This window comes from Streptomyces sp. NPDC005151, assembly GCF_053599875.1.
In genome coordinates this window covers 1-26,072 of sequence record NZ_JBSFYR010000059.1, presented here as the reverse complement: position 1 = coordinate 26,072, position 26,072 = coordinate 1, and the positions used below count along the sequence as shown (strand labels likewise).

Below are 26,072 nucleotides of genomic sequence, written 5' to 3'. Positions count from 1 at the left end.
AGATCGGTGCTCTCGAATGGGAGCATCATTCTGACTCGGGTCGGTCCATCGACAGGCGTGCCCTGCAGAGGACGAGCCGTGCTCCTCGACGCAACGCCCAGTACCTCCGCATCCCCCAGTACCGATGAGGCCCGACAGCGCTCGGCAGAGCCCGGACAGGCATCGGACGAACCGTCAGAGAAGAACGAAAGGACCTCCCATGGTGACCACTTCGGTGCCACCCCAAAGCGGTCGGCAGAGCCGACGCGGCCCGTGGTTCACCCTGCTCGCAGGGCTGCTGTTCCTGATCATCACCGGCGCGGCCGGCGCAGGAGTACTCGAAAACCTCAAGTCCGGCGGGTTCGACAACCCCGCCTCCGACTCCGTGGCCGCCGCCTCGGCGCTGGAGCACTCCTTCCCGGAGAGCCAGCCCAACATGGTGGTCATGATCAAGGACGCCAAGGGCGGGGTCGACAGCGCCGAAGCGCGCGCCGCCGCCGACCGGGTCACCAAGACGATCGGCGACGGCTCCGGAGCCCGGATCGTCTCCTCGTACTTCGCCACCCCCGACCCGTCGCTGCGCTCCGACGACGCGGGGCTGGTCCTGGTCCGGGTCGACGGTGACGAGAACGAGAGCCTCAAGACCACCAAGAAGCTCCACGAGGACCTGTCCGACCCGGACGGCGACGTGGCGGTGTCCTTCGGCGGCATCAACGCCGTCAACAACGACATGAACACACAGGTCGAGAAGGACATCGTCGCCGCGGAGACCATCGCGATCCCGCTGACGCTGCTGCTGCTCGTTCTCGTGTTCCGCGGCGTGATCGCGGCGCTGCTCCCGCTGCTGCTCGCGCTGCTCACCGTGGTCGGCTCCATGGGCATTCTCAACGTCCTCTCCCGGTTCACCGACGTCTCGGTCTTCGGGGTGAACCTCATCACCGCGCTCGGCCTCGGTCTCGCGGTCGACTACAGCCTGCTGATCGTCACCCGCTACCGCGAGGAACGCGCCGCCGGCCGCAGCAACGCCGACGCCCTCCGCGTCACCCGCGCGACCGCGGGCCGCACCGTGTTCGTCAGCGGTGGCGTCGTCGGTGCCGCCCTCGCCACCCTGCTGGTCTTCGACCAGTACTTCCTGCGCTCCTTCGCCTTCGCCGGTATCTCGGTGGTCCTGCTGTCCGTCGGCGGCGCCCTCCTGCTGCTGCCCCCGGCCCTCATCCTGCTCGGCGACAAGATCGACGCCCTGGGCTGGGCCCGGCGGACCGCGCCCCGCCCCGCCGCGAACACCACCTGGGGCCGCATTGCCGGTCTCGCGTTCCGCCGGCCGCTGCTGCTCGCCATGCCCGTCGTCATCCTGCTGATCGGCATCGCACTGCCCTTCGGTCACTCGCAGTTCGGCGTCCCCGACGAGCGGGTGCTGCCGAAGGGCAGCGAGAGCCGGGTCGTGGCCGAGGCGCTGCGCAAGGACTTCGGCACCGGCGACGAGCACGCACTCAACGTCGTCGCCCGGAACTGGAAGGGCACCGACGCCGACCTCGCGACGTACGCCGCCGCCCTGTCCCGGACGGACGAGGTGACCAAGGTCGTCAGCGCCGCGGGCGTCTTCGAGAAGGGCGCCAAGGCCGCTCCCATGCCGGCGGCCCGGGCGGCCCGTTACGACAACGGCACCGCGACCTGGCTCCAGGTCCAGACGGACGTGGCCCCGTACTCCTCCGAGGGCTCTCAACTCGCCCGCGACGTACGGGACATCGACCCCCCGGCCGGCAACCGCGTGCTCGTCGGCGGCCAGGCGGCCCAGGTCACCGACATCAACCGGTCCATCGCCGACAAGCTGCCGATCGCCCTCGTCCTGATCGTGGTCTTCAGCCTCCTGTTCCTGTTCCTGCTCACCGGCAGCGTGGTCCAGCCGATCAGGGCACTGCTGCTCAACCTGCTCAGCCTGGTCTCGATCCTCGGCGTGACGGTCTGGATCTTCCAGGACGGCAACCTCTCCGACGCCCTCGGCTTCACCCCCTCGCCGCTGGCGGTCTCCATGCCGGTCCTGGTCTTCTGTATCGCCTTCGGACTGTCGATGGACTACGAAGTCTTCCTGATCTCCCGGATCAAGGAGCACTACGAGCGCACCGGCGACCTGGCCACCGCCGTCCGCGACGGCCTCGGCGCGAGCGGGCCGGTGATCACCGCGGCCGCGGCCATCCTCGCGGTCTCCTTCTTCGCGATGCTCACCTCCGGCGTCTCCCTGATCAAGCTGTACGGCGCCGCCACCGGTCTGGCGATCCTCATCGACGCCGTCCTGGTGCGCGGCGCACTCGTACCGGCGTCGCTGCGGGCCACCGGCCGCATCAGCTGGTGGGCCCCCTCCTGGCTGCGGAGCGTCCACGGCCGCTTCGGCATCCGGGAGTCGGCCGGGGAAACGGCCTCCGCCACCACCGGCCCGGCCACCGGGGCGGACACTGCCGCGGCCGAGGAGCGGCGTCACAAGGAAGGAGCCAGAGCATGACGAGTCCCGAGAAGACGACCACGTCCCTGGACCGGCTGAGCGAGGTCGCCACCCAGGCCTCGCGGGCGGCGAACGCGCACAACACCCAGCCCTGGGAGCTCCGCCACGGCACCGACCACGTCGAGGTCGGCTGGCGCGCCGAGGACGCGCTGGGGCCGAGCGACCCGGCCCACCGCGACCTGCGGCTGTCGCTGGGCACGTACGTGGAGAGCCTGCTCATCGCCGCGGCCGAGAAGGGCATCGCCGTCGGCTTCGAGCTCGACCTCGACACCACGGCCCGGCGCGTGGGCCGGCTGCGGCCGGCCGAGCGCCCCTACGACACCGGCTTCCGGGCGTCCGACATCGCCGGCCGCCGGGTCTGGCGCGGCGCCTGGACCCCGCAGCAGATCGACCCGGAGGCGATCGAGGCTGCGCGGGAAACCGCCCGCACGGCGGGCTTCCGGGTGGCCGCGATCAGCACGACCGCGGCCAGGCCGCTGCTCGTCCGCGCCTACCACTGGTTCTTCGGCGACCCCGGAATCGCCGCCGAACTCATGGCATGGACCCGGCTGAGCCCCCGTCACCCCAAGTACTACCGCGACGGTCTGAACGACGTCATGCTGGTACTGAACCGGGTGGAGCGCTTCCTCATGGGGCTGCTCTTCTCTCCGGCCGTCTACCGGGCGCTGCGCCCGCTGGGGCTGCCGCGCCTCCTCACCCCGCTCTCCTCCGGCGCGACCGCCGGTGACGGCGTCGTCCTGGTGATCCTGGGCAAGGGCGAGGACCCGGCCCAGGAGGTGACGGCCGGACGCCTGGTCACCCGCCTCTGGCTGGACCTCTTCCGGCAGGGGATCTACGTCCACCCCCAGAGCCATGTCATCGACTGCCCGCACACGGTCGGGGACCTGGCCGCCCTGTGCGGGGCCGAGGACGGCGAACGCCCGCTGGTTTTCTTCAGAGTGGGCATCCCCGCGGTCGACCCCTCCCTGCGCCCCCGGCACCCGCGCCGCGACCTGCCGCCGCAGTGACCCGGCACGGCCGCGTGGCCGGGCTCCGACGCCCCGTCACGCGGCCCGTGCGGCAACCGGGTTGACGGCCGGTCCGGAGACGGCCGGCCCCTGGCGATCACCCGCCCGTCGGGCGACGGCGCTCGTGCCGTCGCCGCCGACAGGCGGGTGACGTGGTTGTTCGGGCACTGGCTTCCTCTGTGTCATCGAAGCGACCTTCGCAATTGCTCCATACCTGTGAAGATCTTGCTCGTCTCATCGGGGGATCGCAGTGCATCAAGGTGTACCAGGCGAAAGCGAGGCCTACGGATGGAAATCCGCAGCACCACGGAAAACCGCTCGGTCGTCGAGCGCGCCTTCAGCGTTCTCGGTGTCTTCAGCGGTCGGGACCACTCGCTGTCGGTGAGCGATATCAGCCGCCTCTCCGGCCTTCCCGTGGCGACGGCACACCGCATGGCGACCAAGCTCGTCTCCCTGGGGGTCCTGGAGCGGGGGGAAGGGGGCAGATACACCATCGGGCTGAGGCTGTGGGAACTGGCCGCGCACGCGCCGCGGCACCGCGCGCTGCGCGCCGCGGCGCTGCCGCACATGCTGCAGCTCCACGAGAAGACGAAAGCAACGGTGAATCTCTCGGTCCGCGACGGCGCCGAGGGGATCTGGCTGGAGAGTCTCGGCTGGGGCGGTCCGGTGCGCGTGGCACCGATGACCGTCGGCGACCGGTTCCCCCTGCACACCACGGCCTCGGGAAACGTCCTGCTCGCCTACGCGAGCCCCGACGCGCAGGAGGACATCCTGGCCCGCACGCTGACCGGGCACACGGCAGGGGCAGTGCCCGACCCCCTGGTCCTGCGCAGGATCGTCAGCCAGGTCAGGCGCTCGGGCTACGCCGCGGGCGACTTCCGGACGGAGCGGTGCACCTTCGCGGTCGCCGCCCCGCTGCGGGACCGCGGCGGAGCCGTCGTCGCGTCCCTGTCCCTGGTGACGGATCTCGCCGGGGCCGGCGGACCGCAATGCGTCAGCCCCTTGCTGGCGACGGCCGTACGCATATCCCGGAAAATCGCCACCGCCCAGGACCGGGAGGGTGGAATTCCGCACCAACGGGCACACGCCCAGGGGGGACGCCCCCTTCCGCTCCACGCGTTCAGAGCCACGGAATCAGATGCGGAATCAGCCATGGAATCGGCCGTTGAATCGGCCGTGGAATGCGCTGTGGTATCTGCCGTCGGAGCGGTCGTGGAAGGAGGCATGGAAACCACGCTCACCCGCCATCCCTGACTATTCGATCGCCCCAGGACACAGTGAGAAACAGAGAGAGCCGGAGCGGACCCGAGGCCGCGCAATTCCAGTTCAGACGTTGGAGACAGATTTCTGTGGATAAGAAGAACCGCACTGTAGTGGTCACCGGCATGGGCGCGACCACGCCGCTCGGTGGCGACACCACCGCGACCTGGGACGCCCTGCTCGCCGGGCGCTCCGGCGTCCGACGGCTCCCGCACGCATGGGCCGAGGAACTCCCGGTGCGCATCGCCGCCGAGATCGCGGTGGAGCCCGCGGAGATCTTCCCGCCCGCCCAGACGCGCCGGCTCGACCGCGCCGCCCAGTTCGCCCTTGTCGCGGCCCGTGAGGCGTGGGAGGACGCCGGGTTCAAGGGCCGGGCGGGAGACGACGAGCCGGTCGACCCCGACCGCCTCGGCGTCGTGGTCGCCACCGCGGTCGGCGGGGTGACGTCCATGCTCCAGCAGTACGACATCCTCAAGACGCGGGGAGCCCGCAAGGTCTCGCCGCACACGATCCCGATGATGATGCCCAACACATCGTCGGCCCACATCAGCCTCGAAGTCGGTGCCCGCGCCGGCGTCCACACCTTCGCGAGCGCCTGCGCCTCCGGCGCCGAGGCCATCGGCTACGCCATCACCATGATCCGCAGCGGCCGCGCCGACGTCGTCATCGCCGGCGGCACCGAGGCGGCGGTGCACCCGCTGAACTTCGCCGCCTTCGGCAACATGATGGCGATGTCCAAGAACAACGACGATCCGACCGGCGCCTCGCGCCCCTTCGACACCGGGCGCGACGGTTTCGTCCTGGGCGAGGGCGCGGGCCTCGTCGTTTTGGAGTCCGCCGAGCACGCCGCCCGGCGCGGTGCCAGGGTCTACGCCGAGGCCCTCGGCGAAGGCGTCTCCTTCGACAGCCACCACATCACCCGGCCGGAGCCGACGGGCCGCGGCATATCCGCCGCGCTGCGGTCCCTGACGGACTCCACCGGCCTCGAACCCGCCGAGATCGCGCACATCAACGCGCACGCCACCTCGACCCCGCTCGGCGACGTCGCCGAGATCAGGGCGCTGCGCCAGGTCTTCGGCGACCACACCGACCGCTTCGCGATATCGGCCACCAAGTCCATGACCGGACACCTGATCGGCGGTGCGGGCGGCGTGGAGACGATCGCCACCGTGCTCGCCCTGCACCACAGGCTCGCCCCGCCGACCATCAACGTCGACGACCCCGACCCGGCGATCGCCGCGGTCGCCGACATCGTCCGCGGCGAGCCCCGCCCCCTGCCCGACGGACGGATCGCGGCGCTCAACAACTCCTTCGGCTTCGGCGGCCACAACGTGGTGCTGGCGTTCCGTACCGTGTGACGCTCCGGCGGCCACCGCCTGACGCACCGGCGGCCGTCACCACGACGCACGGGCGGGCGGCGCTCCTTCGAGCACCGCCCGCCGATCCCGCGTACCGCCGGTCCCGCTCAGCTCTCCGGCGGCGCCGCGCACTCCGCGCACGTCCCGAAGATTTCCACCGTGTGGGCCACGTTCACATACCCGTGCTGCGCGGCGATCGTCTCCGCCCACTGCTCCACTGCGGGACCCTCGACCTCGACCGCCTTGCCGCAGACCCGGCACACCAGATGGTGGTGGTGCTCGCCGGTCGAGCAGCGCCGGTAGACGGACTCACCGTCCGTCGTGCGCAGGACGTCCACCTCGCCCGCGTCGGCGAGGGACTGCAGGGTGCGGTAGACGGTGGTCAGCCCGACCGAGTCACCGCGGTGCTTGAGTACGTCGTGCAGCTCCTGGGCGCTGCGGAACTCGGCCACCTCGTCGAGCGCCGCCGCCACCGCGGCCCGCTGCCGGGTCGACCGGCCGCGTACCGGGGCTGCGTTCGTTCCACTGATCGGCGCCGTCGCCACAGGTGCCTCCTCATGTCGCCCGTACATGTGTCGGGCCATTGTGCCAGCCCGCCCGGGCGCCGGGGTCAGACCCGGACGCCGTTCGTGACCGGGCGGGCAGCCGGTACTTCCGGAGTCTCTCCTTCCAGGGTGCACTCCGCCGAGACCGCATCGCTGCTGCGGGCGCGCCTTCTGGCCAGCGGCGTGGCGAGCAGGGTCAGCACGACGAAGATGCCGATGGCCAGCAGCACGATGGTCGCGCCGGGCGGTACGTCCTGGTAGTAGGAGGTCACGGTGCCGGCCAGGGTCACCGCCGTACCGATGACGACGGACAGCACGAACGTCACCTTGAAGGACTTCGAGATCTGCTGCGCCGCGGCGACCGGGACCACCATCAGCGCGCTGACCAGCAGCAGACCGACGACCCGCATCGCCACGGTGACGGTCACCGCCGCCGTGACCGCGATCAGCAGATTGAGTGCGCGCACCGGCAGACCGGTGACCCGCGCGAACTCCTCGTCCTGACTGACGGCGAATAGCTGTCGCCGCAGCCCCAGCGTCACCAGCAGCACGAAGGCGGCGAGCAGGAAGATCGCGGTGATGTCCTCGGACGAGACCGTGGAGAGGGAGCCGAAGAGGTACGAGGTGAGGTTGGCGTTGGAGCCGGTGTCGGAGAGATTGATCAGCAGCACACCGCCCGCCATACCGCCGTAGAAGAGCATGGCCAGCGCGATGTCGCCGCGCGTGCGTCCGTACCAGCGGACCAGTTCCATGACGATCGAGCCGACGACGGCGACGGCCGTGGCCATCCAGACCGGGCTGGTGGAGAGCAGGAAGCCGAGACCGACACCGGTCATCGCGATGTGGCCGATGCCGTCGCCCATCAGGGCCTGGCGGCGCTGCACGAGGTAGATGCCGACGGCGGGGGCGATGACGCCGACCAGTACGGCGGCGAGCAGGGCCCGCTGCATGAAGGGGGGCTGGAGAAATTCCATGATCAGGTCAGCAGTCCCGTCCGGACGGGCTCGGAAGCCGCATGGGGGTGTACATGGTCGTGGCCGGGCAGCGCGTGCTGGCCGACGGCCTTCGGGGGCGGCCCGTCATGCATCACACAGCCGTCGCGGAGGACGATCGCGCGGTCGATGAGGGGTTCCAGCGGCCCCAGCTCGTGCAGGACGAGCAGCACGGTGGTGCCGGCCGCCACCTGCTCGCGCAGCGTCTCGGCGAGGATCTCCTGGCTGGCCAGGTCGACGCCGGCCATGGGCTCGTCCATGATCAGCAGCTCGGGCTCGGCGGCGAGTGCCCGCGCGATCAGCACCCGCTGGTGCTGACCGCCGGAGAGCGCGCTCACCGAGTCCCCGGCCCGGTCGGCGAGGCCGACGAGCGCGATGGCGCGGTCGACGGCGGCCCGGTCCGCCTTGCGGAGCAGCCCCAGCTTCGTGCGGGACAGCCGCCCGGCGGAGACGACCTCGCGGATGGTGGCGGGAACCCCGCTGGCCGCCGTGGTGCGCTGCGGTACGTAGCCGATCCGTGCCCAGCTGCGGAAGCGGCGCAGGGGGGTGCCGAACAGCTCGACCGAGCCGCCGGTGAGCGGGACCTGGCCGATGACGGACCGGACGGCGGTGGACTTGCCGGAGCCGTTGGCGCCGAGCAGTGCGGCGACCTCGCCGCGGTGCACGGTGAGGTCGATGCCACGCAGCACGGGGCGCGCGCCGAGGGTCGCGGTGGCTCCGCGCAGGGCTATCACGGGGTCGGGCTGGGTGCTCTCGGGCTCGGGCATGAGCGCCTCCGATGCTGCTGTGGCGGGTGTTACGAGGGTCACTTCGCGCCGAGCGCCTTCTGGAGGGCGGCGAGGTTGGACTGCATGACCTCGAAGTAGTTATCGCCCTTGGACTTGTCCGTGATTCCCTCGAGCGGGTCGAGGACGTCGGTCCTCAGGCCGGTGTCCGCCGCGACGGTCTTCGCGGTCTTGTCGCTGGCGAGGGTCTCGAAGAAGACCGTGGTGGCCTTGGTCTTCTCCGCGATGCTGTGGATCTCCTGGATCCGGGCGGGGCTGGGCTCGGCCTCGGGGTCGATGCCGGCGATGCCCTCCTGGACCAGGCCGAAGCGCTCGGCGAGGTAGCCGAAGGCGGAGTGGGTGGTGATGAACGTCTTGGTGGCGGTGTTCCGCAGGCCCGTCTCGTACGCCGTGTTCAGCGCGTCGAGCCTCTTGACCAGGGCGTCCGTGTTCTTGCGGTAGTCCGCGGCGTGGCCGGGGTCGGTCTTCTCCAGGGACGCGCCGACGCCCTTGGCGACCTCGGCGTACTTCACCGGGTCCAGCCAGATGTGCGGGTCGGCCCCGGCGCCCTCGCCCTCGCCCTTGTGCTCGTGGCCGTGCTCGTCGCCGCCGGTCTCGGTGCCGTGGTCCTCCAGCGTGGTCAGCTTCGCCGCGTCGACGCTGTGGGTCGACTCGGACAGCTTGATCGCGTCGTCGACGGCGGGCTGGATACCCTTGAGGTAGAGGATGTAGTCGGCGTCGCCGAGTCTGCCGATCTGCCGCGGACTGAGCTCCAGGTCATGCGGCTCGGCGCCCGGCTTGGTCAGCGTGCTGACCGAGACGTGGGTCCCGCCGATCTCCTCGGCAAGGAACTGCATGGGATAGAACGACGCCACCACATTCAGCTTGTCGCCGGGCTTGCGGTCGGCGGCGTCCGACGTGGAGCAGGCGGAGAGGGCCATGAGCCCGAGGGCGACTGCTCCGGCGACGGCAGCGGTGGGTATGAGGCGGCGTACGTTCATGACAGTCATTTTCAACAAAACTGGAAACGATTGTCAACAAGCCTGATGGGATGCCCACCGGGTGAGCCGTCCGCACATCGATTTGATCCGGAGGGCGTGCCCGCCGGTAATCTGAAGCATTCGCCGTTCGTCGTCGTCGTAATGAAGAGAGCACCGTGGCCGCCGACAAGATCGACTCCATCGTCAGCCTGAGCAAGCGCCGTGGCTTCGTCTACCCCTGCAGTGAGATCTACGGTGGCCAGAAGGCCGCCTGGGACTACGGGCCGCTGGGCGTGGAGATGAAGGAGAACCTCAAGCGCCAGTGGTGGCGCTACATGGTCACTTCGCGCGAGGACGTGGTCGGTCTCGACTCGTCGGTCATCCTGGCCCCCGAAGTGTGGGTCGCCTCCGGCCACGTCGCCACGTTCACCGACCCGCTGACCGAGTGCACCTCCTGTCACAAGCGCTTCCGCGCGGACCACCTGGAGGAGGCGTACGAGGAGAAGCACGGCAAGCCGCCGGTCAACGGGCTCGCCGACCTCAACTGCCCGAACTGCGGCAACAAGGGCACCTTCACCGAGCCCAAGCAGTTCTCGGGTCTGCTCTCCACGCACCTCGGCCCGACCCAGGACTCCGGCTCGGTCGCCTACCTGCGTCCCGAGACCGCGCAGGGCATCTTCACCAACTTCGGTCAGGTGCAGCAGACCTCGCGCAAGAAGCCGCCGTTCGGCATCGCGCAGATGGGCAAGTCCTTCCGGAACGAGATCACTCCGGGCAACTTCATCTTCCGCACCCGCGAGTTCGAGCAGATGGAGATGGAGTTCTTCGTCAAGCCGGGCGAGGACGAGCAGTGGCACGAGTACTGGATGGAGCAGCGCTGGAACTGGTACACGGACCTGGGCCTGCGCGAGGAGAACATGCGGTGGTTCGAGCACCCGAGGGAGAAGCTCTCCCACTACTCCAAGCGCACCTCTGACATCGAGTACCGCTTCCGCTTCGGTGGCAGCGAGTGGGGCGAGCTGGAGGGTGTCGCCAACCGCACGGACTACGACCTCAAGGCCCACTCCGCCGCTTCCGGCACGGATCTGTCGTTCTTCGACCAGGAGGCCGGCGAGCGCTGGACTCCGTACGTCATCGAGCCCGCGGCCGGTGTCGGCCGTTCGATGCTCGCCTTCCTCCTCGACGCCTACATCGAGGACGAGGCGCCCAACGCCAAGGGCGTCATGGAGAAGCGCACCGTGATGCGCCTCGACCCGCGCCTTGCGCCGGTCAAGGTCGCGGTGCTGCCGCTGTCCCGCAACCCGCAGCTGTCGCCGAAGGCCAAGGGCCTCGCGACCGACCTGCGGAAGAACTGGAACATCGAGTTCGACGACGCGGGCGCCATCGGCCGCCGCTACCGCCGCCAGGACGAGATCGGTACGCCGTTCTGCGTCACCGTCGACTTCGACACCCTCGACGACAACGCGGTCACGGTGCGCGAGCGCGACACCATGAAGCAGGAGCGTGTTTCGCTGGACCAGATCCAGGCGTACCTCGGCGCCCGTCTGCTCGGCTGCTGACGCATCACGGTTCCACCGCGAAGCCCCCGGTTCCTCGTACGGAACCGGGGCTTCGTTACACACTGGGCACCACGCGACCATGCGTCAACAGGAGGCTCGGATGCCGTCCATGACCACGAGCAAGGTCAGCCGATGGGATCAGCACGGCCGTGAACATGTCGTCCATGTACGGAAGTCGGGGATGCAGCGGCAACTGAGCTGCGACACGTGCGACTGGCGCAAGGGCGTGCAGTTCCTGCCCTGGCTGAAGGCCGAGGAACACCTGGCCCGGGCCCACCAGGCGACGATCGACCCGACGGCCTGACGGCCGCCCGGTGTGACCTGCCCCGGTGCGCGGGGCTGTCAGGGCGAACAGCGCCGCCGGCCAGTGCCGCAGCTTCGACGGGGCGGGTTCCGTGTGCTTCGCGCGGGCAGGCCGAAAACCGGGTGCCGCACCCGGTGCGGCCGGGGTACGGTTCCGGTATGTCTTCGTTCTTCCAGATCTACGAGTGAGAGCGCGGCGGGCCCGACCGCCCGCCGCCCACCGGATCGATTCCAGGTCGCTCACGACCTCACGTCTCACGACGTCTCACCACGAATGGGAGAACCCCCGTGGCCAAGAGCCGCAACAACCTTCTCGGTGTCGGCGGACAGCGCAAGAAGCTGTCCCGCGCCGATCAGCAGGGAGCGGGCAGCGCGCGTAACGCCGACCGCAGGACCGCGGACGACCGGAAGCAGGAGCTGCTGCGCAAGATGCGCGAGCGCGCCGGGGCCGGGCAGGCCACGGCGTCCGCCGATGCCGCGACGTCGACCCAGGAGGGCGACTCCGCGGCGCAGAGCTGACGCCTTCTCGGCGCCCGTACGACTGTGGGCCCGGATCACCTCTGGTGATCCGGGCCCACACCCGTTCCCGCCCGTCGGCGGTGGCTGAGCTCGGGCATACATGGACAGCACGGTTGACCAACGACTTTCGCCCGTGCGGTTGCCCGCCTCTCGCCCCGGCGCCCGCCGAAGCAGCTCCCGCTGTACGCGACAATGGAGCAATGACCACGCTCGCCCCCTCGCTCCCGCAGCTCCGGATCGGCCCGCACACGGTGCAGCCGCCAGTGGTGCTCGCGCCCATGGCCGGTATCACCAACGCCCCGTTCCGCACCCTGTGCCGGGAGTTCTCCGGCGGCAAGGGGCTGTTCGTCAGCGAGATGATCACGACGCGGGCGCTGGTCGAGCGCAACGAGAAGACCATGCAGCTCATCCACTTCGACGCGAGCGAGACCCCGCGCTCGATCCAGCTGTACGGAGTGGACCCGGTCACGGTCGGCAAGGCCGTCCGCATGATCGTCGACGAGGACCTCGCCGACCACATCGACCTGAACTTCGGCTGCCCGGTCCCCAAGGTGACCCGCAAGGGCGGCGGCTCCGCGCTCCCGTTCAAGCGGCCGCTGCTGCGCGCGATCCTCAACGAGGCCGTATCCAACGCCGGCGACCTGCCGGTCACCATCAAGATGCGCAAGGGCATCAACGACGACCACCTCACCTACCTCGACGCGGGCCGGATAGCGGTGGAGGAGGGCGTCACGGCGGTCGCCCTGCACGGCAGGACCGCCGCCCAGCACTACGGCGGCACCGCCGACTGGGACGCGATCGCCCGCCTCAAGGAGCACGTCCCGGAGATCCCGGTCCTCGGCAACGGCGACATCTGGTGTGCGGACGACGCCCGCCGGATGATGCGCGAGACCGGCTGCGACGGCGTGGTCGTGGGCCGCGGCTGCCTGGGGCGCCCGTGGCTCTTCGGTGACCTGGTGAGCGCCTTCGAGGGTACGGAGGCGAGGCAGGCGCCGACGCTCCGGGAGGTCGCGACGGTGATGCTGCGGCACGCGACGCTGCTGGGGGAGTGGATCGGCGACGAGACCCGTGGCGTGATCGACTTCCGTAAGCATGTGGCCTGGTATCTCAAGGGCTTCTCGGTCGGCTCGGAGATGCGCAAGAAGCTGGCGATCACCTCGTCGCTGGACGAGCTGGGCGGGCAGCTGGACGAGCTCGACCTGGACCAGGCCTGGCCGGACGGGGCGGACGGGCCGCGCGGGCGCACCTCCGGCAACAACCGTGTGGTGCTGCCGGACGGCTGGCTGAAGGACCCCTACGACTGCTCGGGCGTGAGCGCGGACGCCGAGCTCGACACCTCGGGCGGATGAGGCACCCAGTGCCCTTGATTCACGCCCGCTCATCTGAGCGCCAATCCGGGGTGAATTGAGGGTGGACCGGATGGCGCGGGGCGTCGCGGCGTGCGAGGGAGGTGCCGCGTCCGCATTTCTTTCGCCCCTTGTGGTCGGCGCGTGACCGTGCGTGGCCGCGGAGGCGTCCGGATGGTGACATCTGAGCGCCCATCGGGGCGTGATTCTCGCCACCCCCGAGGGTTCATTGCTCAGATGAGCGGATTTCTGGGAACTGCACTTCTCAAATGATGGCACTCGGTGCCACTCGACTTTACTTTGATCGATCGACGCATACGCTACGCACCGTGTGCAATTCTCGCGATCTTGGGGACTTTGAGTAGTGATGCGTTCAAGAAGTGAATGAACGCGTCGATGCGTGAGTCTGGAACGAAACTTTCGATCTGCTGGCGGACGAGTGGTTAAGGCCGCATGACGCGCAAGTGGACGTACCCAGACACCTTCGATCTGGGTATGTTCCTCGCCGTCAGGGCAGCCACCCGAGTCCTCTAGGAGTCGAGACCCGTGTCGGAAAACAAAGATCCTCACGTACCCACGCCGGAGCTCCGGGGTCAGAAGTTCGTTTATGACTTCACCGAGGGCAACAAGGATCTGAAGGACCTGCTCGGCGGCAAGGGTGCCAACCTCGCCGAGATGACGAACCTCGGGTTGCCCGTCCCTCCGGGCTTCACGATCACCACCGAGGCGTGCAAGGTCTACCTCGACAGTGGCGAGGAGCCGACGGCGCTCCGCGACGAGGTGAGTGCGCACCTCGCCGCCCTGGAGAAGCAGATGGGCAAGAAGCTCGGCCAGGCCGGCGACCCGCTGCTGGTCTCCGTCCGCTCCGGCGCGAAGTTCTCGATGCCCGGCATGATGGACACGGTTCTCAACATCGGCCTCTCCGACGAGTCCGTCGTCGGTCTCACCGCCCAGGCCGGCGACGAGCGGTTCGCGTGGGACTCGTACCGCCGCCTGATCCAGATGTTCGGCAAGACCGTCCTCGGAGTCGACGGCGACCTCTTCGAGGAGGCGCTGGAGGCCGCGAAGGAGGCCAAGGGCGTCACCGTCGATGTGGATCTCGACGCGGCCGACCTGAAGAAGCTGGTCAAGCAGTTCAAGAAGATCGTCACGCGCGACGCCGGGCGTGACTTCCCGCAGGACCCGCGCGAGCAGATGGACCTGGCCATAAAGGCCGTCTTCGACTCGTGGAACACCGACCGCGCCAAGCTCTACCGCCGCCAGGAGCGCATCCCCGGCGACCTCGGCACGGCCGTCAACGTCTGTTCGATGGTCTTCGGCAACCTCGGTCCCGACTCCGGTACGGGCGTCGCCTTCACCCGCGACCCGGCCAGCGGCCACGCGGGCGTGTACGGCGACTACCTGCAGAACGCGCAGGGCGAGGACGTCGTCGCGGGTATCCGCAACACCGTGCCGCTCGCCGATCTGGAGTCGATCGACAAGAAGTCGTACGACCAGCTGATGCAGATCATGCAGACCCTCGAAACGCACTACAAGGACCTGTGCGACATCGAGTTCACCATCGAGCGCGGCCAGCTGTGGATGCTCCAGACCCGGGTCGGCAAGCGCACCGCCGGTGCCGCGTTCCGGATCGCGACGCAGCTCGTCGACCAGGGGCTCATCGACGAGGCGGAGGCGCTCCAGCGCGTCAACGGGGCGCAGCTGGCGCAGCTGATGTTCCCGCGCTTCGACGAGGACGCGAAGGCGGTGCTGCTCGGCCGTGGCATCGCCGCGTCGCCGGGCGCCGCGGTCGGCAAGGCGGTCTTCGACTCGTACACCGCGGTCAAGTGGTCCCGGTCGGGCGAGAAGGTCATCCTGATCCGCCGCGAGACCAACCCCGACGACCTCGACGGCATGATCGCCGCCGAGGGCATCCTGACCTCGCGCGGCGGCAAGACCTCGCACGCCGCCGTCGTCGCCCGTGGCATGGGCAAGACCTGTGTCTGCGGCGCCGAGGAGATCGAGGTCGACACCAAGCGACGCCGGCTGACCGTCGGCGGGACCGTCGTCGAGGAGGGCGACATCGTCTCGGTCGACGGCTCCACCGGCAAGGTGTACCTCGGTGAGGTCCCCGTCGTGCCGTCCCCGGTCGTCGAGTACTTCGAGGGCCGGATGCACGCGGGCGCCGACGACGCCGACGAGCTGGTCGCAGCCGTGCACCGGATCATGGCGTACGCGGACCGGGTGCGCCGGCTGCGGGTGCGGGCCAACGCGGACAACGCCGAGGACGCGCTGCGGGCGCGGCGCTTCGGTGCCCAGGGCATCGGCCTGTGCCGCACCGAGCACATGTTCCTCGGCGAGCGCCGCGAGATGGTCGAGAAGCTGATCCTCGCGGACACCGACGACGAGCGCGAGGCCGCGCTTGCCGCACTGCTGCCGCTCCAGAAGGCCGACTTCATCGAGCTGTTCGAGTCGATGGACGGGCTGCCCGTCACCGTGCGGCTGCTCGACCCGCCGCTGCACGAGTTCCTGCCCGACATCACCGAGCTGTCGGTACGGGTCGCGCTCGCCGAGTCCCGCAAGGACGCGAACGAGAACGACCTGCGGCTCCTCCAGGCCGTGCACAAGCTGCACGAGCAGAACCCGATGCTCGGTCTGCGCGGCGTACGGCTCGGGCTGGTCATCCCCGGTCTGTTCGCGATGCAGGTGCGGGCGATCGCCGAGGCGGCCGCCCACCGCAAGAACGCCAAGGGCGACCCGCGCGCCGAGATCATGATTCCGCTCGTCGGCACGGTCCAGGAGCTGGAGATCGTCCGCGAGGAGGCCGACCAGGTCATCGCGGAGGTCGAGGCGGCCACCGGCACCGAGCTGAAGCTGACCATCGGCACGATGATCGAGCTGCCGCGCGCCGCGCTGACCGCCGGTCAGATCGCCGAGGCCGCACAGTTCTTCTCCTTCGGCACGAACGACCTGACCCAGACGGTGTGGGGCTTCTCCCGTGACGACGTGGAGGCCTCGTTCTTCACCGCGTACCTGGAGAAGGGCATCTTCGGGGTGTCGCCGTTCGAGACGATCGACAAGGACGGCGTCGGTTCGCTGGTCCGCAGCGCCGTCGCGGCCGGCCGGGCCACCCGCCCGGACCTGAAGCTCGGTGTCTGTGGCGAGCACGGCGGCGACCCGGAGTCGGTGCACTTCTTCCACGAGGTGGGCCTCGACTACGTCTCCTGCTCGCCGTTCCGGATCCCGGTCGCCCGCCTGGAGGCGGGCCGGGCCGCGGCAGAGGCGAAGGGCAGCGACAGCCGCTGACCTGATCACCCGGACTCCGGGGCCGTCGTCGGCTCACCACCCTCAACGACTCGACGACAGCTCCGGACAACCCTGAAGCGGCGGCACCCTGTGCGGGGGTGCCGCCGCTTCGTCATGTCCGGATCCCGGGCGGAGACAAAAGGAGCGCGCAAGCGCTTTCGGTGATTGCCGCACCCAGCTGGTGGGGTGCGGCCCATGGGCGGGCGCCCCGGCGAGGGACGGCCCGTGCCGCCCCTTCGGCTGGACGCGCTCTCCGTGGGGCGCGCCGAACCTCTCGGGCGGCTCATCGCCGTCCTGCGTCCGTGATCCGTCGGCCGGTCGCTCCGCTTCCTGCCCCGTCCTTCGATACGTTCATGGGTCCGACGGTAGGAACTCCGGCGATTTTTTCGCCGTCGGCGATGAGTTCGGAGTCTGCCCGCCGTCTACCCCTCGAAAGCGCTCGAACAGAGCACCACATATGAGTAGAGAAGAGACGGACATGCCGCAGATGATCTTCGTGAACCTGCCGGTCAAGGACCTTGAGACGACCAAGAGCTTCTTCGGCAAGCTCGGATTCTCGTTCAACCCGCAGTTCAGTGACGAGACCACCACGTGTCTCGTCATCAGCGACACGATCTTCGCCATGCTCATCACCGAGCCGCGCTTCAAGGACTTCACCAAGAAGGAGATCGCCGACGCCTCGAAGTCCACCGAGGCGATCATTGCGCTGAGCGCCGAGAGCCGCGAGAAGGTCGATGAGCTGGCCGACACCGCGCTCGCCTCCGGCGGATCGCCCGCCAACGAGCCCATCGACCAAGGGTTCATGTACGGCCGGTCCTTCCAGGACCCCGATCACCACATCTGGGAGATCGTGTGGATGGACCCGGCCGCGGTCCAGGACCAGGGCTGAGCGCAGCGCGCGGCCCGGGCCTCAGGTCCCGAGGCCCGGCCAGGTCACCCCGGTGAGTTGCTCGGACGCCACCCACAGGCGTTCGCTCGCCACATCGTTCCGCGTCCAGCCCGTCCGCCAGGACGGGGCGGGCGCACCCCGCCAGCCCAGCAGCTTCGGGCCGGTGAACGAGTCGGGGCGCACCCCGGGCGCGGTGGCCGCGTACAGCGTCGGCAGCGCACCGGAGGACGCGGGCTGGGCGAGGATCCGGTTGCCGAGTCCGACCACCCGTTCCGCAGTCCTGCGGTTCTCCATCCTGACGCCTGCCGTCTGCAGATTGGTCGCCGCGTATCCGGGGTGCGCGGCCACGGCGACGACGTCGGAGCCGGCCGCGGAGAGCCGGCGCGCCAGCTCATGGACGAAGAGCAGATTGGCGGTCTTCGAGCGGGCGTAGGCGATCCAACGCCGGTAGTTCCGCTCACTGTTGAGATCGCCCATGTCGATGTTGGACAGGGCGTGCATCCCGCTCGACACGCTCACCACCCGGGCGCCCGGAGTGTTGATGAGCTTCGGCAGCAGCAGACCGGTGAGAGCAAAGTGCCCGAGGTGGTTGACGCCGAACTGGGTCTCGAAACCGTCGGCCGTCTTCCGGTACGGCAGGGCCATCACACCGGCGTTGTTGATCAGCAGATCCAGCCGGTCGGACCGGTACGAAGCGGCGAACTCCCGTACGGAGGAGAGATCGGCCAGATCCAGCGGTACGAACTCCACCTCCGCGCCCGGCACGGCCGCCCGGATGCGTGACTCGGCCTCCTTGCCGCGGGTCTCGTCACGGCACGCGAGCAGCACCCGCGCACCGCTGCGCGCCAGTTCGCGTGCCGTGACAAGTCCGATACCGCTGTTGGCTCCGGTGACCACGGCCGTACGGCCGCTCTGGTCGGGGATGTCGCTCGCGTTCCAGCCCTGGGTCATGGAACAAGCGTACGACCGGAGCCCCACGGCCGGAATCAGCTGCGGAACGGCCCCTTCACCTCGTACGTGATGCCGCCGCCGGAGGAACTGCCGCTGGTGCCTGTGCCGCTGGTGGCGGTACGCGCCACGAGCGCCTCGAGGGTGCCGCTCGCGAGGTTGCCCCAGGTGGTGGGGCGGACGCGGTAGAACCGGCCGTCGGCGGTGAATGGCCTGCGGCGGCGGCCCCATCGTTCGCCGTCAGACCGCGCTCGGCGAGCGCCTCCAGGAACCGCTGGCCGACCATGCCGTGTCCGACGACCACGATGGTCGGGAGGGCGGAGGTACGGTCGGTCGGGGGAGTGGACACCGGCATCTCAGAAGCCTCCGTCGTTGGTGAGCAGGTGGAGCAGGGATGTTTCGGCGGGGAGCGGTTCGTCGTCCTCCCAGGTGCGGGCGAGGGTGCCGACCGCGGCGAGATCGCCGAGCAGCACACCGCCCGCCAGCGGAGCGGCTGCGGCTGGGGGGATCGGAGCGGCGGGGCATTGCGCGGCGCTGCGAGCCCTGGCTGCTTGTGCCGGTGGGCTGGGAGCGTGACGTTGGCCGAGGCGGCGGACGCGCCAGGTCAGCGCGCGTGCGGGGTTGCGGGCGTCGTCCAGGGTGGGCTGGTCCAGTGCCTGGTCGAGGACGGCGGCGGCTGTGAAATTGGACTAGACAACAAAGAAGCCCCGGGCCGTTGGTCTGGGGCTTTTTCATGGAGCGGGTGACGAGAATCGAACTCGCGCTCTGAGCTTGGGAATCAACCGGCACTGGGCTGTCGTAAGGCCTCTGAGCTGCTGAAACAGTCGATCCAGAGCAGTTTGGGGTTGCCTTGTAGGTGCTGCCGGTGACCGCTGTTTACCGCTCCGACTGGCACGTTATGGCACGGTCGGGTTGTTTGCCGCAGACGACGAATGGCCCTCACCACGTGGCCGAAATCGGGCAAATGATCGCTCTGCCCGGCTGGTCGCCACCGTGCAGTGCTCGGGCTCGGCCGCTGGTCTTTCCCTCCATGCCGGTCCACACGGTCCGTAACGGGCGGCGAGGGCGGTACTCGCCGCGCGACTCCGGGCGTTGCGGCGTGCGTGGAGGAAGGTCGATGGGCGGTGGAGGGGGACTGACAGATCCTCATCGTGGTGCATATGATGCCGGGGATGAAGAACTACTCCTCGTACAGATCGGGGGAATCGTTCGCGCAAGGTGATTGCTGATGGCACATCACTTCGCGAATGCGATTCCGGCCCACCTGTTGATGTGGCAGCGCGTGCGCGAGTACGCCGTGCCACCGTCCATGATCGAGACCGCGACCGCACGGCGTGCAGTTGGTGACTGGGCCGGGGCGTGCGCCGCCGCCCGGGTCGACATCGATCTCGATCTGCGCGCCGTGCGTGACCGCCACGGCACCGATCTCGTCACCCACCTTCGTGCAGATCTGCGCCGCCTGGCTCCGGATCTGCTCCGCTGGCACATGCCCCGGATCGCCCCCGACGGGCGGCTCCGCGCCGGCCTCACCATCTCCCTGGCCCGTTACCGGAGTTCCGGCGCCACGCCGCTGCAGCTGGTGGTGCGGACACCGCCAGCCTGGGCGGACGCTGGACAGAGGATATCCCTGGCTCTGTGGGAGGAGTCCGGGAACGGCGCCCCAGGGCACCTTCCGCATCCGCACCCGCATCCCGACCGGCGTTTTCGGCTCGACCTGCACCGGCATCTTTGGGACTCCGAGCGGAGCGGCGAACTGGCGTGGCGGTGCGGTGCGGGCGAGGCGCCGTCCATGGTGCCGCCCGACCGGCCCCACGCATCCGCTCGGCCAGACGTGCCGGACTGGCTGGATCGGCCCGCCGTCCACGATTACTCGTGGGCGTTGGCACGTTGGGCCGCCGAGGCGGAGTTGCTATTGAAGGCCGAGGGAAGCCCTCGCGGGGCCTTCACCGTGCGGCTCGGTACGCGGAGCCGCGCCGTGCTCGAACTCATCGCCCCCGACGACAGCCATGCCCCGACGTTCCGGCCGCTGCGGGAGACGCTGCCGCAGCAGGAGGTTGCGGCGCTTCCGGTGCTGCCGGAGGCGGCGGCCCGGGTCCTTCCGGATCTGGAGCTGCTGCGGGCCGGGCTGGTCGCGACCGATCGCCTGCATCCGCTCGTCGCCACAGCATTGGCGGCGTTCGGCTCAGCGGCGTCGTCCAGCTCGGGTCCGGCGACCGGCCCCGCCCTCCAGCCCGGTGATCCGCACCGGGTGGAATGCCGGGGTGAGGTCCACCGGATAGCGCTGCGGGACGGGACACTGACAGCGATCGATCACGACCCGGCACAACTGCGCCGGGAGGAGCTGCTGGTGGCGCTCGGCGGGCCCGCGCTGGCCTGCCTGCGGGCCATCGACGAGGTGCACCGTGACCCGGAGGCACTGCCTGCGGTCCGGGAGCGGCTGGGCCATGGTGACGTCGCTGGGGCGCTGGCCGTAGTCGAGGGGCTGCTCGGTCCCGGTGCGGTCCTGCGCGACGGTCCGCTGCGGGAGGAACTGGAGTCGGCTGCGGCCCGCCGCATCGACCACGGGCTCTTCCGCTCGGGGTTGGTCGCCGTGCACCCCGGTGCGGGTGCGGCAGCGGGCGGACAGGCCTCGGACCTGAGGCACGCGGAGGCGGGCCACCGCCCCCGACTCGACCGCCGTACGCCTCCCGCAATCCGCCTCAAGCAGAGCAGCCGGGCCCGGCCCCGTACCGGCCTGAACCTGAGTACCAGCTGACCAGCTGTCCCACCTGAGTCCCGTGCTCGCACTGCGTATTCCCCGCTGTACGCCCACGACATCCGGGACGGGCCGTCCCGTTCCCTTATCCCACCCAAGGTGATGCCCATGACCCCCAGTACCCTCCTGTCCGCCCCGCTCCCGGCCCCCGGCGCTCCCGCACCCACCCCCGCCGGCGCATCCGGAACCGGCACCCAACTCGCTGTCGCCGACGACCTCCTGGCCCTCCTGCGCACGACCACCACCGAGCCGCGCCCGGACGAGCAACTCGAAGCCCTCACCCTGGCCGTCGCGGCCGACCTGCCCGTGCTGCTCTGGGGCGAGCCGGGCATCGGCAAGACCGCGGCCCTGACGCAGCTCGCCACTTCCCTCAACCTGCCGCTGACGACCGTGATCGCCAGCGTCCACGAGCCGACCGACTTCTCCGGGCTGCCCATCGTCGGCGACGACCCGGCGGTGCAGGGGGTGCCGATGGCGCCGCCGCAGTGGGCCGTGGAACTCGTGCGGGCAGGGCGGGGGCTGCTCTTCCTGGACGAACTCTCCACCGCCACACCGGCCGTCCAGGCCGCGCTGCTCCGGGTCGTCCTGGAGCGGAGGGTCGGTGCGCTGCAACTGCCGCCGGAGGTGCGGATCGTGGCCGCGGCCAATCCGAGCACGTCGGCGGCGGACGGGTGGGAGCTGAGCCCGCCACTGGCCAACCGGTTCGTGCATCTGTACTGGGTGCACGACCGGGAGGTGGTGGTGCGCGGACTGGGCGGGGTCTGGCCCCGGGCGGAGCTGCCCCGGCTGGTGCCGGAGCGGTTGCCGGAGGCGGTGGCCTTCGCCCGGCACGCGGTCTGCGGATTTCTGGAGGCCCGGCCGACGCTGATCCACCGGCTGCCCAGCACGGAGACACGGCGCGGCGGTGCCTGGCCCTCGCCCCGGAGCTGGGAGGCCGCGTTGGCCCTGCTGGCCTTCGGCACGGCGGCCTCCGTCTCCCGGGAGGTGCTGGCACTGCTGGTGCGGGGCACGGTAGGGGACGGGCCGGGCCTCGAACTTCTCGCCCATCTGGACCGGATGGACCTGCCGGACCCGGAGTCGCTGCTCGCCGATCCGGCCTCCGCCGAGCTGCCGGTGCGGGGCGATCTGCGTCAGGCTGCGCTGGATGCGGTGGTGGCCGCCGTCGGGGCGCGGCCCGAGCGGGCGCGGTGGGAGGCGGGCTGGGCGGTGCTGGTCCGGGCGCTGGAGACCGGCGCCCCGGACCTGCTGGTCGCCCCGGCGACGGCGCTGGCCTCGCTGCGGCGCGACGACTGGGAGGTGCCGGCGGCGGTGGAGCGGCTGATCGGGGTGATCGGTCTCGCCCGACGGGCGGACCGGTCGGTGGGGCGGGTCGCAGCGGCAGCCGACGCCGGGCGTGCGACGAGGGTACGCCGATGACGGGGGGCGCGAAGCACCCGCTGCCGCGCCCGACGGCCCGGCCCGCGCCGCCGCGCCCGGTGCGGGCCACCGTGCCGGTGGCACCGGCCGGCTCCGGCACGCCGTACGGCCCGCCCGGACTACCGCTGGACATGGAGAAACTGCTGGCCGCCCGGCTGCACGCGGTGAAGGTCCGTCCCTACCTGGCAAGCGCACTCTTTGCGCTGCACGTGGTGGAAGACCGGTCGGTGCCGACGATGGCGGTGGACGCGCACTGGCACTGCTACGTCTCCCCCGGCTTCGTGGCGCGCACTCCGGTGGAGGAGCTCGCGGGTGTCTGGGTGCACGAGGTCTCCCATCTGCTCCGGGACCACCACGGGCGGGGCGAGCGGTATGCGCGGGAGCACGAGGAGTACGGGCCGGGCGCGCGGCTGCGGCGGAACATCGCCGCCGACTTCGAGATCAACGACGACATCTACGGTGACGGTCTGCCCCTGCCTGCCGGGGCGGTGCTGCCATCTCTGCTGCGGCTGCCCGACGGGCTGCTGATGGAGGAGTACCTGCGGACGGCGTCGATGTCAGGGCTCACTGGGGACTTGGCCTGGCTGGACTGCGGCAGTGGTGCCGACGGGCAGGGCCGACCGTGGGAGCTGGGGCCCAATGGGGCACACGGGCTGAGCAAGCAGCAGCGGGACGCGGTCCGCTTCCGGGTCGCCGAGGGGATCAGGGGCCGGCCGGGCGAAGCTCCGGAGGGATGGCGCCGGTGGGCTGACGAGGCGTTCCATCCACCGCAGCCGTGGCGGCGATTGCTGGGGGCTGCGATCCGCTCCGCGGCAAGTGCGCCGGGGGTGGGCGAGGACCACAGCTACCGGCGTCCGTCCCGGCGTTCGGCCAGTGTCCCCGGAGTGCTGCTGCCGAGCCTGCGCCATACGCCGCCCCGGGTCTGCGTCGTGATCGACACCTCCGGGTCGGTGAGCGACGCCGAGCTGGGCAGCGCGCTGCTGGAGGTGGCGGCGATCTCACGGGCGGTGGGCGGGCGGCGTGACCTGGTCTCGGTGATCTCCTGCGACGCGGCGGCCGGGGTCGCCGTCCCGCTCTGCCGCGCCGAGAACATCGAACTGGTCGGCGGTGGGGGAACGGATCTGCGCTCCGGCTTCGCCCGGGCGCTCCGCTCCCGGCCCTGCCCGGACGTGATCGTCGCCCTGACGGACGGTCAGACACCGTGGCCCGCCGCGCATCCGCCCTGCCGCACCGTTGTCGGTCTCTTCCCCCGTCCCGTCCGCGTTGCGGAAGAAGAGAACCCCGACTACGTCCCGGACACCCCGCCGCCCTGGGCGCGTGTCGTCACCATCACCTGAGAAAGCGCGGCGGCGCGGTGTCGCCACCCGGGCTGCTGTTCGTGGGGGGAGCGCGGAGCGCCTTACCGACGCTCGACCTTCGGACGTGATTGGACGAGTTGTCCTTCCAATAGACGTCCGTCAGCGTCTCGATCATCGAAGCCTTCCGCCTGCGTCACCGTGAGGGACGGACCTTGCAGTTTCCCGGCCGAACGGGCACGGGAGGCCCATGACGTCCCCCTCCAACGCCCTGCGGGGCTTCGCCAGAGCGTGGGAATCCAACTGGGGTGGCACGCTTCCACTGGGACACCTGCAAGGCACCGCTCACCCGGACCGACGGGTTCCTTCGAGGCCGGTGGTTCATAGCCGCCACGCCGACGCCAGTGTTCCCAGCTGCAGGTCCTACGCGTCGACTGCGCCGTCAACGGCGGCCGGGTCGAGGGAGTCGACGTCCTCCATGAAGCTCAGCATCCGGGCGTTGACGACGTCGGGGTGGTCGATCTGCGGTCCGTGGCCGGTCGCGGCGATGATCTCGGCGCGGGCGCCGGGGATCAGGCGCGGTACGCGCTCCAGCTGCCGCTTCGGGTGTACCAGGAGGCTGCGCTTGCCCATGATGAGGTAGAGCGGGGTCCGGATGGAGCGCAGCGCGTCCTCGGCCAGCGGCAGAGGTGCGGGACGGCGGATCCGAAAGGCCCGGGCGCCTACCTGGACCCACTTCCGCAACTCGGGAACGGCGATGACCGGCTGTTCCAGCCAGGAGGCGAGGTGCGGGCGCAGCGCCTTGGGAGCGAAGCTGGCGAAGAGGCTCACGAAGACCCAGGCGAAGAAGCGCAGGCCCACCTTCTCCAGGCCGCCCGGGTCGAGGGCGGTGACCGAGGCGAGCCGTCCGGGCCGGCGGTGCGCCTGGTTGATGACCAGCCAGCCGCCGTAGGACGAGCCGACGAGGTGGACCCGGTCGAGGCCGAGCGCGTCGAGGGCCTCGTCCATCCACTGCGCGGCGCGCTCGGGCTGCCACATGGGCTCGCGGTGGACGCTGCGCCCGGCGTCGCCGGGGGTGTCGAGCGCGTAGACGGGCCGTTCGGCGCTGAGCTCGGGGGTGTTGGGGTACCACATCGCCGAGCAGTAGCCCGCGCCATGGATCAGGACCACCGGAGTGCGGGACTCGGCGGCCGGGTCGGTGGGGCCGTACCGGTAGACGTGCGTGGTGCCGAAGCTCGTCTCGACGTCCGTCTCGGAACGAGCGGGTGCGCCCATCGTGTAGAGGACGTCGCTGGCGGCGAAGTAGCGGTCGCGCAGGGTGTCGTTGACGTAGCGGCCGACGTCGCGGCGCACACGGGTCGTGTTCTCGGGCACGGGGCACCTCCGGGGAGATCCGTTCTTCGTGATACGACCGTACCATAACGATGGTACGGCGGTACCATGAAGAGGTTCGGGCAGGCCGGACCGCGAACGCGACCGACGGGCGGAGACGCGGCACATGCCAAAGCGCGTGGACCACGAGGAACGACGCGCCCAGATCGCCGAGGCGCTCATCCAGGTCGCGGGGCGGCGAGGGCTGCACGCCGTCGGCATGCGCGACGTGGCCGCAGAGGCCGGCGTCTCGCTCCGGCTCGTTCAATACTACTTCGAGACCAAGGAGAAGCTGCTCTTCTACGGGCTCCAGCACCTGACCGACCGCTTCACGGCGCGGGTGGGCGCCCGCCTCGCCGCCGCCGGTCCGGACCCGGACCCGCGCGCGACGATCGAAGCGCTGCTGCTGGCCTCCCTGCCGACCGACGAGGAGAGCCGCACCTTCCACCTCCTCTACAGCTCCTACTCGATCCTGTCCGTGACCGACGAGGCGCTGGCTGCCCAGCCCTTCATCGGCAACCCCGACGCCGCGGAGAACGCCCTGACCGGGCTGCTCGAACAGGCCCAGGCGTCAGGCCTGACCGATCCCGGCATTGCCGCGCGCACGGAGGCGATCAGCCTGCTCGCCATGGCGGCGACCATGGGCACCAGCATCCTCGTGGGCCAGCGGAGTCCGGAGTCGGCCATCGCGGTACTTCGTCACCATCTGGACCGGATCTTCTCGACCACTGAGACGTCGGTGAACGGGGCGGCGGGCTAAATCTGACGCGCTGTCAGGGCACTTGTGGCGCGCGAATGGCGCGTGGGCTCCGAGAAGGCCTGGGCCTTCTCTCAAGAGCGGGTGACGAGAATCGAACTCGCGCTCTGAGCTTGGGAATCAACCGGTGCTTGGATTTCGATATCCGGTCTGACCCGAATCCGCAGGTAGTGGCGGTGTCCGGTAGCTGATACGACGACAGGTGCGCTTCGAGTTTGAGAAGATCGAGGTTCCTACGCCTAATCCG

The 26,072-nt window shown here is 70.1% G+C and carries 20 protein-coding genes and 1 pseudogene; 14 read left to right on the top strand and 7 right to left on the bottom strand.

Annotated features, from left to right (window positions below; translation table 11 throughout):
- Positions 1 to 199 precede the first annotated feature (199 nt).
- The 4 genes from ACWD6R_RS26805 (at position 200) to ACWD6R_RS26790 (ending at position 6,101) form a co-directional block, all read left to right on the top strand.
- Positions 200 to 2,476, top strand: coding sequence for an MMPL family transporter (locus ACWD6R_RS26805; RefSeq protein WP_451821049.1), 2,277 nt, complete (start codon positions 200 to 202; stop codon positions 2,474 to 2,476).
- Positions 2,473 to 3,483, top strand: coding sequence for a hypothetical protein (locus ACWD6R_RS26800; RefSeq protein WP_451821048.1), 1,011 nt, complete (start codon positions 2,473 to 2,475; stop codon positions 3,481 to 3,483). The genes ACWD6R_RS26805 and ACWD6R_RS26800 overlap by 4 nt, the downstream gene beginning before the upstream one ends.
- Before the next feature lie 288 nt (positions 3,484 to 3,771).
- A complete protein-coding gene (locus tag ACWD6R_RS26795) occupies positions 3,772 to 4,737 on the top strand; it encodes an IclR family transcriptional regulator (protein ID WP_451821047.1) in 966 nt (321 codons plus the stop codon).
- 95 nt (positions 4,738 to 4,832) lie between these two features.
- The gene (locus ACWD6R_RS26790; protein WP_451821046.1) at positions 4,833 to 6,101 is read left to right on the top strand and encodes a beta-ketoacyl-[acyl-carrier-protein] synthase family protein; all 1,269 of its coding nucleotides are present in this window, start codon (positions 4,833 to 4,835) and stop codon (positions 6,099 to 6,101) included.
- 107 nt (positions 6,102 to 6,208) lie between these two features.
- On the opposite strand, the gene ACWD6R_RS26785 is transcribed toward ACWD6R_RS26790, so the two are convergent.
- From ACWD6R_RS26785 to ACWD6R_RS26770, 4 genes are all read right to left on the bottom strand, one after another.
- Positions 6,209 to 6,646 (bottom strand): Fur family transcriptional regulator, encoded by a 438-nt coding sequence (locus ACWD6R_RS26785; RefSeq protein ID WP_451821045.1) that lies wholly within the window; start codon positions 6,644 to 6,646, stop codon positions 6,209 to 6,211.
- A 65-nt stretch (positions 6,647 to 6,711) separates the two neighbouring features.
- Entirely contained in the window at positions 6,712 to 7,620 is a 909-nt protein-coding gene (locus tag ACWD6R_RS26780) for a metal ABC transporter permease (RefSeq protein WP_451821044.1), read from the bottom strand.
- A gap of 2 nt (positions 7,621 to 7,622) precedes the next feature.
- The gene (locus tag ACWD6R_RS26775; RefSeq protein WP_384034569.1) at positions 7,623 to 8,405 is read right to left on the bottom strand and encodes a metal ABC transporter ATP-binding protein; all 783 of its coding nucleotides are present in this window, start codon (positions 8,403 to 8,405) and stop codon (positions 7,623 to 7,625) included.
- Between the two features lie 38 nt (positions 8,406 to 8,443).
- Positions 8,444 to 9,403 (bottom strand): metal ABC transporter substrate-binding protein, encoded by a 960-nt coding sequence (locus ACWD6R_RS26770; protein ID WP_451821043.1) that lies wholly within the window; start codon positions 9,401 to 9,403, stop codon positions 8,444 to 8,446.
- Positions 9,404 to 9,558: 155 nt separating this feature from the next.
- Here ACWD6R_RS26770 and ACWD6R_RS26765 point away from each other — a divergent pair, with 155 nt between their 5' ends.
- From ACWD6R_RS26765 to ACWD6R_RS26740, 6 genes are all read left to right on the top strand, one after another.
- Entirely contained in the window at positions 9,559 to 10,941 is a 1,383-nt protein-coding gene (locus tag ACWD6R_RS26765) for a glycine--tRNA ligase (RefSeq protein ID WP_451821042.1), read from the top strand.
- 100 nt (positions 10,942 to 11,041) lie between these two features.
- Positions 11,042 to 11,245: a hypothetical protein gene (locus ACWD6R_RS26760; protein ID WP_451821041.1), complete on the top strand. Its 204-nt coding sequence runs from the start codon at positions 11,042 to 11,044 to the stop codon at positions 11,243 to 11,245.
- A gap of 287 nt (positions 11,246 to 11,532) precedes the next feature.
- The gene (locus ACWD6R_RS26755; protein WP_451821040.1) at positions 11,533 to 11,763 is read left to right on the top strand and encodes a DUF6243 family protein; all 231 of its coding nucleotides are present in this window, start codon (positions 11,533 to 11,535) and stop codon (positions 11,761 to 11,763) included.
- 200 nt (positions 11,764 to 11,963) lie between these two features.
- Positions 11,964 to 13,112: a tRNA dihydrouridine synthase DusB gene (dusB, locus tag ACWD6R_RS26750; protein WP_451821039.1), complete on the top strand. Its 1,149-nt coding sequence runs from the start codon at positions 11,964 to 11,966 to the stop codon at positions 13,110 to 13,112.
- Between the two features lie 543 nt (positions 13,113 to 13,655).
- Positions 13,656 to 16,394 (top strand): pyruvate, phosphate dikinase, encoded by a 2,739-nt coding sequence (gene ppdK, locus ACWD6R_RS26745; RefSeq protein ID WP_451821038.1) that lies wholly within the window; start codon positions 13,656 to 13,658, stop codon positions 16,392 to 16,394.
- A 478-nt stretch (positions 16,395 to 16,872) separates the two neighbouring features.
- Positions 16,873 to 17,283: a VOC family protein gene (locus ACWD6R_RS26740; protein WP_406424920.1), complete on the top strand. Its 411-nt coding sequence runs from the start codon at positions 16,873 to 16,875 to the stop codon at positions 17,281 to 17,283.
- A gap of 21 nt (positions 17,284 to 17,304) precedes the next feature.
- Here the strand turns inward: ACWD6R_RS26740 and ACWD6R_RS26735 are convergent, their stop codons facing one another.
- Positions 17,305 to 18,234, bottom strand: a complete 930-nt coding sequence (locus ACWD6R_RS26735; RefSeq protein WP_451821037.1) for an oxidoreductase — start codon at positions 18,232 to 18,234, stop codon at positions 17,305 to 17,307.
- A 359-nt stretch (positions 18,235 to 18,593) separates the two neighbouring features.
- Positions 18,594 to 18,716: pseudogene (locus tag ACWD6R_RS26730) on the bottom strand (NAD(P)/FAD-dependent oxidoreductase); the annotation flags it as partial.
- Between the two features lie 743 nt (positions 18,717 to 19,459).
- Here ACWD6R_RS26730 and ACWD6R_RS26725 point away from each other — a divergent pair.
- The 3 genes from ACWD6R_RS26725 to ACWD6R_RS26715 all read left to right on the top strand — a co-directional run bounded on the left by ACWD6R_RS26725 (position 19,460) and on the right by ACWD6R_RS26715 (position 23,739).
- Positions 19,460 to 20,986 (top strand): hypothetical protein, encoded by a 1,527-nt coding sequence (locus ACWD6R_RS26725; RefSeq protein ID WP_451821036.1) that lies wholly within the window; start codon positions 19,460 to 19,462, stop codon positions 20,984 to 20,986.
- Between the two features lie 108 nt (positions 20,987 to 21,094).
- A complete protein-coding gene (locus ACWD6R_RS26720; RefSeq protein WP_451821035.1) occupies positions 21,095 to 22,402 on the top strand; it encodes an AAA family ATPase in 1,308 nt (435 codons plus the stop codon).
- A 131-nt stretch (positions 22,403 to 22,533) separates the two neighbouring features.
- Complete coding sequence (locus tag ACWD6R_RS26715) at positions 22,534 to 23,739, top strand: vWA domain-containing protein (RefSeq protein ID WP_451821061.1); 1,206 nt, start codon at positions 22,534 to 22,536, stop codon at positions 23,737 to 23,739.
- Positions 23,740 to 24,120: 381 nt separating this feature from the next.
- Here the strand turns inward: ACWD6R_RS26715 and ACWD6R_RS26710 are convergent, their stop codons facing one another.
- Positions 24,121 to 25,071 carry an alpha/beta fold hydrolase gene (locus tag ACWD6R_RS26710; protein ID WP_451821034.1) on the bottom strand — a complete coding sequence of 317 codons (951 nt, stop codon included), beginning with the start codon at positions 25,069 to 25,071 and terminating at the stop codon, positions 24,121 to 24,123.
- Positions 25,072 to 25,195: 124 nt separating this feature from the next.
- Between ACWD6R_RS26710 and ACWD6R_RS26705 the strand changes: the two genes are divergently transcribed.
- Complete coding sequence (locus ACWD6R_RS26705; RefSeq protein ID WP_451821033.1) at positions 25,196 to 25,828, top strand: TetR/AcrR family transcriptional regulator; 633 nt, start codon at positions 25,196 to 25,198, stop codon at positions 25,826 to 25,828.
- Positions 25,829 to 26,072: the final 244 nt, after the last annotated feature.

Bases quoted from the DNA above. Each gene is read 5' to 3' on its own strand.
- ACWD6R_RS26760 (WP_451821041.1), top strand. From the start codon at position 11,042: ATGCCGTCCATGACCACGAGCAAGGTCAGCCGATGGGATCAGCACGGC.
- ACWD6R_RS26770 (WP_451821043.1), bottom strand. From the start codon at position 9,403: ATGAACGTACGCCGCCTCATACCCACCGCTGCCGTCGCCGGAGCAGTC.
- ACWD6R_RS26720 (WP_451821035.1), top strand. From the start codon at position 21,095: ATGACCCCCAGTACCCTCCTGTCCGCCCCGCTCCCGGCCCCCGGCGCT.
- ACWD6R_RS26715 (WP_451821061.1), top strand. From the start codon at position 22,534: ATGGAGAAACTGCTGGCCGCCCGGCTGCACGCGGTGAAGGTCCGTCCC.
- ACWD6R_RS26725 (WP_451821036.1), top strand. From the start codon at position 19,460: ATGGCACATCACTTCGCGAATGCGATTCCGGCCCACCTGTTGATGTGG.
- dusB (WP_451821039.1), top strand. From the start codon at position 11,964: ATGACCACGCTCGCCCCCTCGCTCCCGCAGCTCCGGATCGGCCCGCAC.
- ACWD6R_RS26735 (WP_451821037.1), bottom strand. From the start codon at position 18,234: ATGACCCAGGGCTGGAACGCGAGCGACATCCCCGACCAGAGCGGCCGT.
- ACWD6R_RS26705 (WP_451821033.1), top strand. From the start codon at position 25,196: ATGCCAAAGCGCGTGGACCACGAGGAACGACGCGCCCAGATCGCCGAG.
- ACWD6R_RS26780 (WP_451821044.1), bottom strand. From the start codon at position 7,620: ATGGAATTTCTCCAGCCCCCCTTCATGCAGCGGGCCCTGCTCGCCGCC.
- ACWD6R_RS26805 (WP_451821049.1), top strand. From the start codon at position 200: ATGGTGACCACTTCGGTGCCACCCCAAAGCGGTCGGCAGAGCCGACGC.
- ACWD6R_RS26740 (WP_406424920.1), top strand. From the start codon at position 16,873: ATGCCGCAGATGATCTTCGTGAACCTGCCGGTCAAGGACCTTGAGACG.
- ACWD6R_RS26800 (WP_451821048.1), top strand. From the start codon at position 2,473: ATGACGAGTCCCGAGAAGACGACCACGTCCCTGGACCGGCTGAGCGAG.
- ACWD6R_RS26795 (WP_451821047.1), top strand. From the start codon at position 3,772: ATGGAAATCCGCAGCACCACGGAAAACCGCTCGGTCGTCGAGCGCGCC.
- ACWD6R_RS26775 (WP_384034569.1), bottom strand. From the start codon at position 8,405: ATGCCCGAGCCCGAGAGCACCCAGCCCGACCCCGTGATAGCCCTGCGC.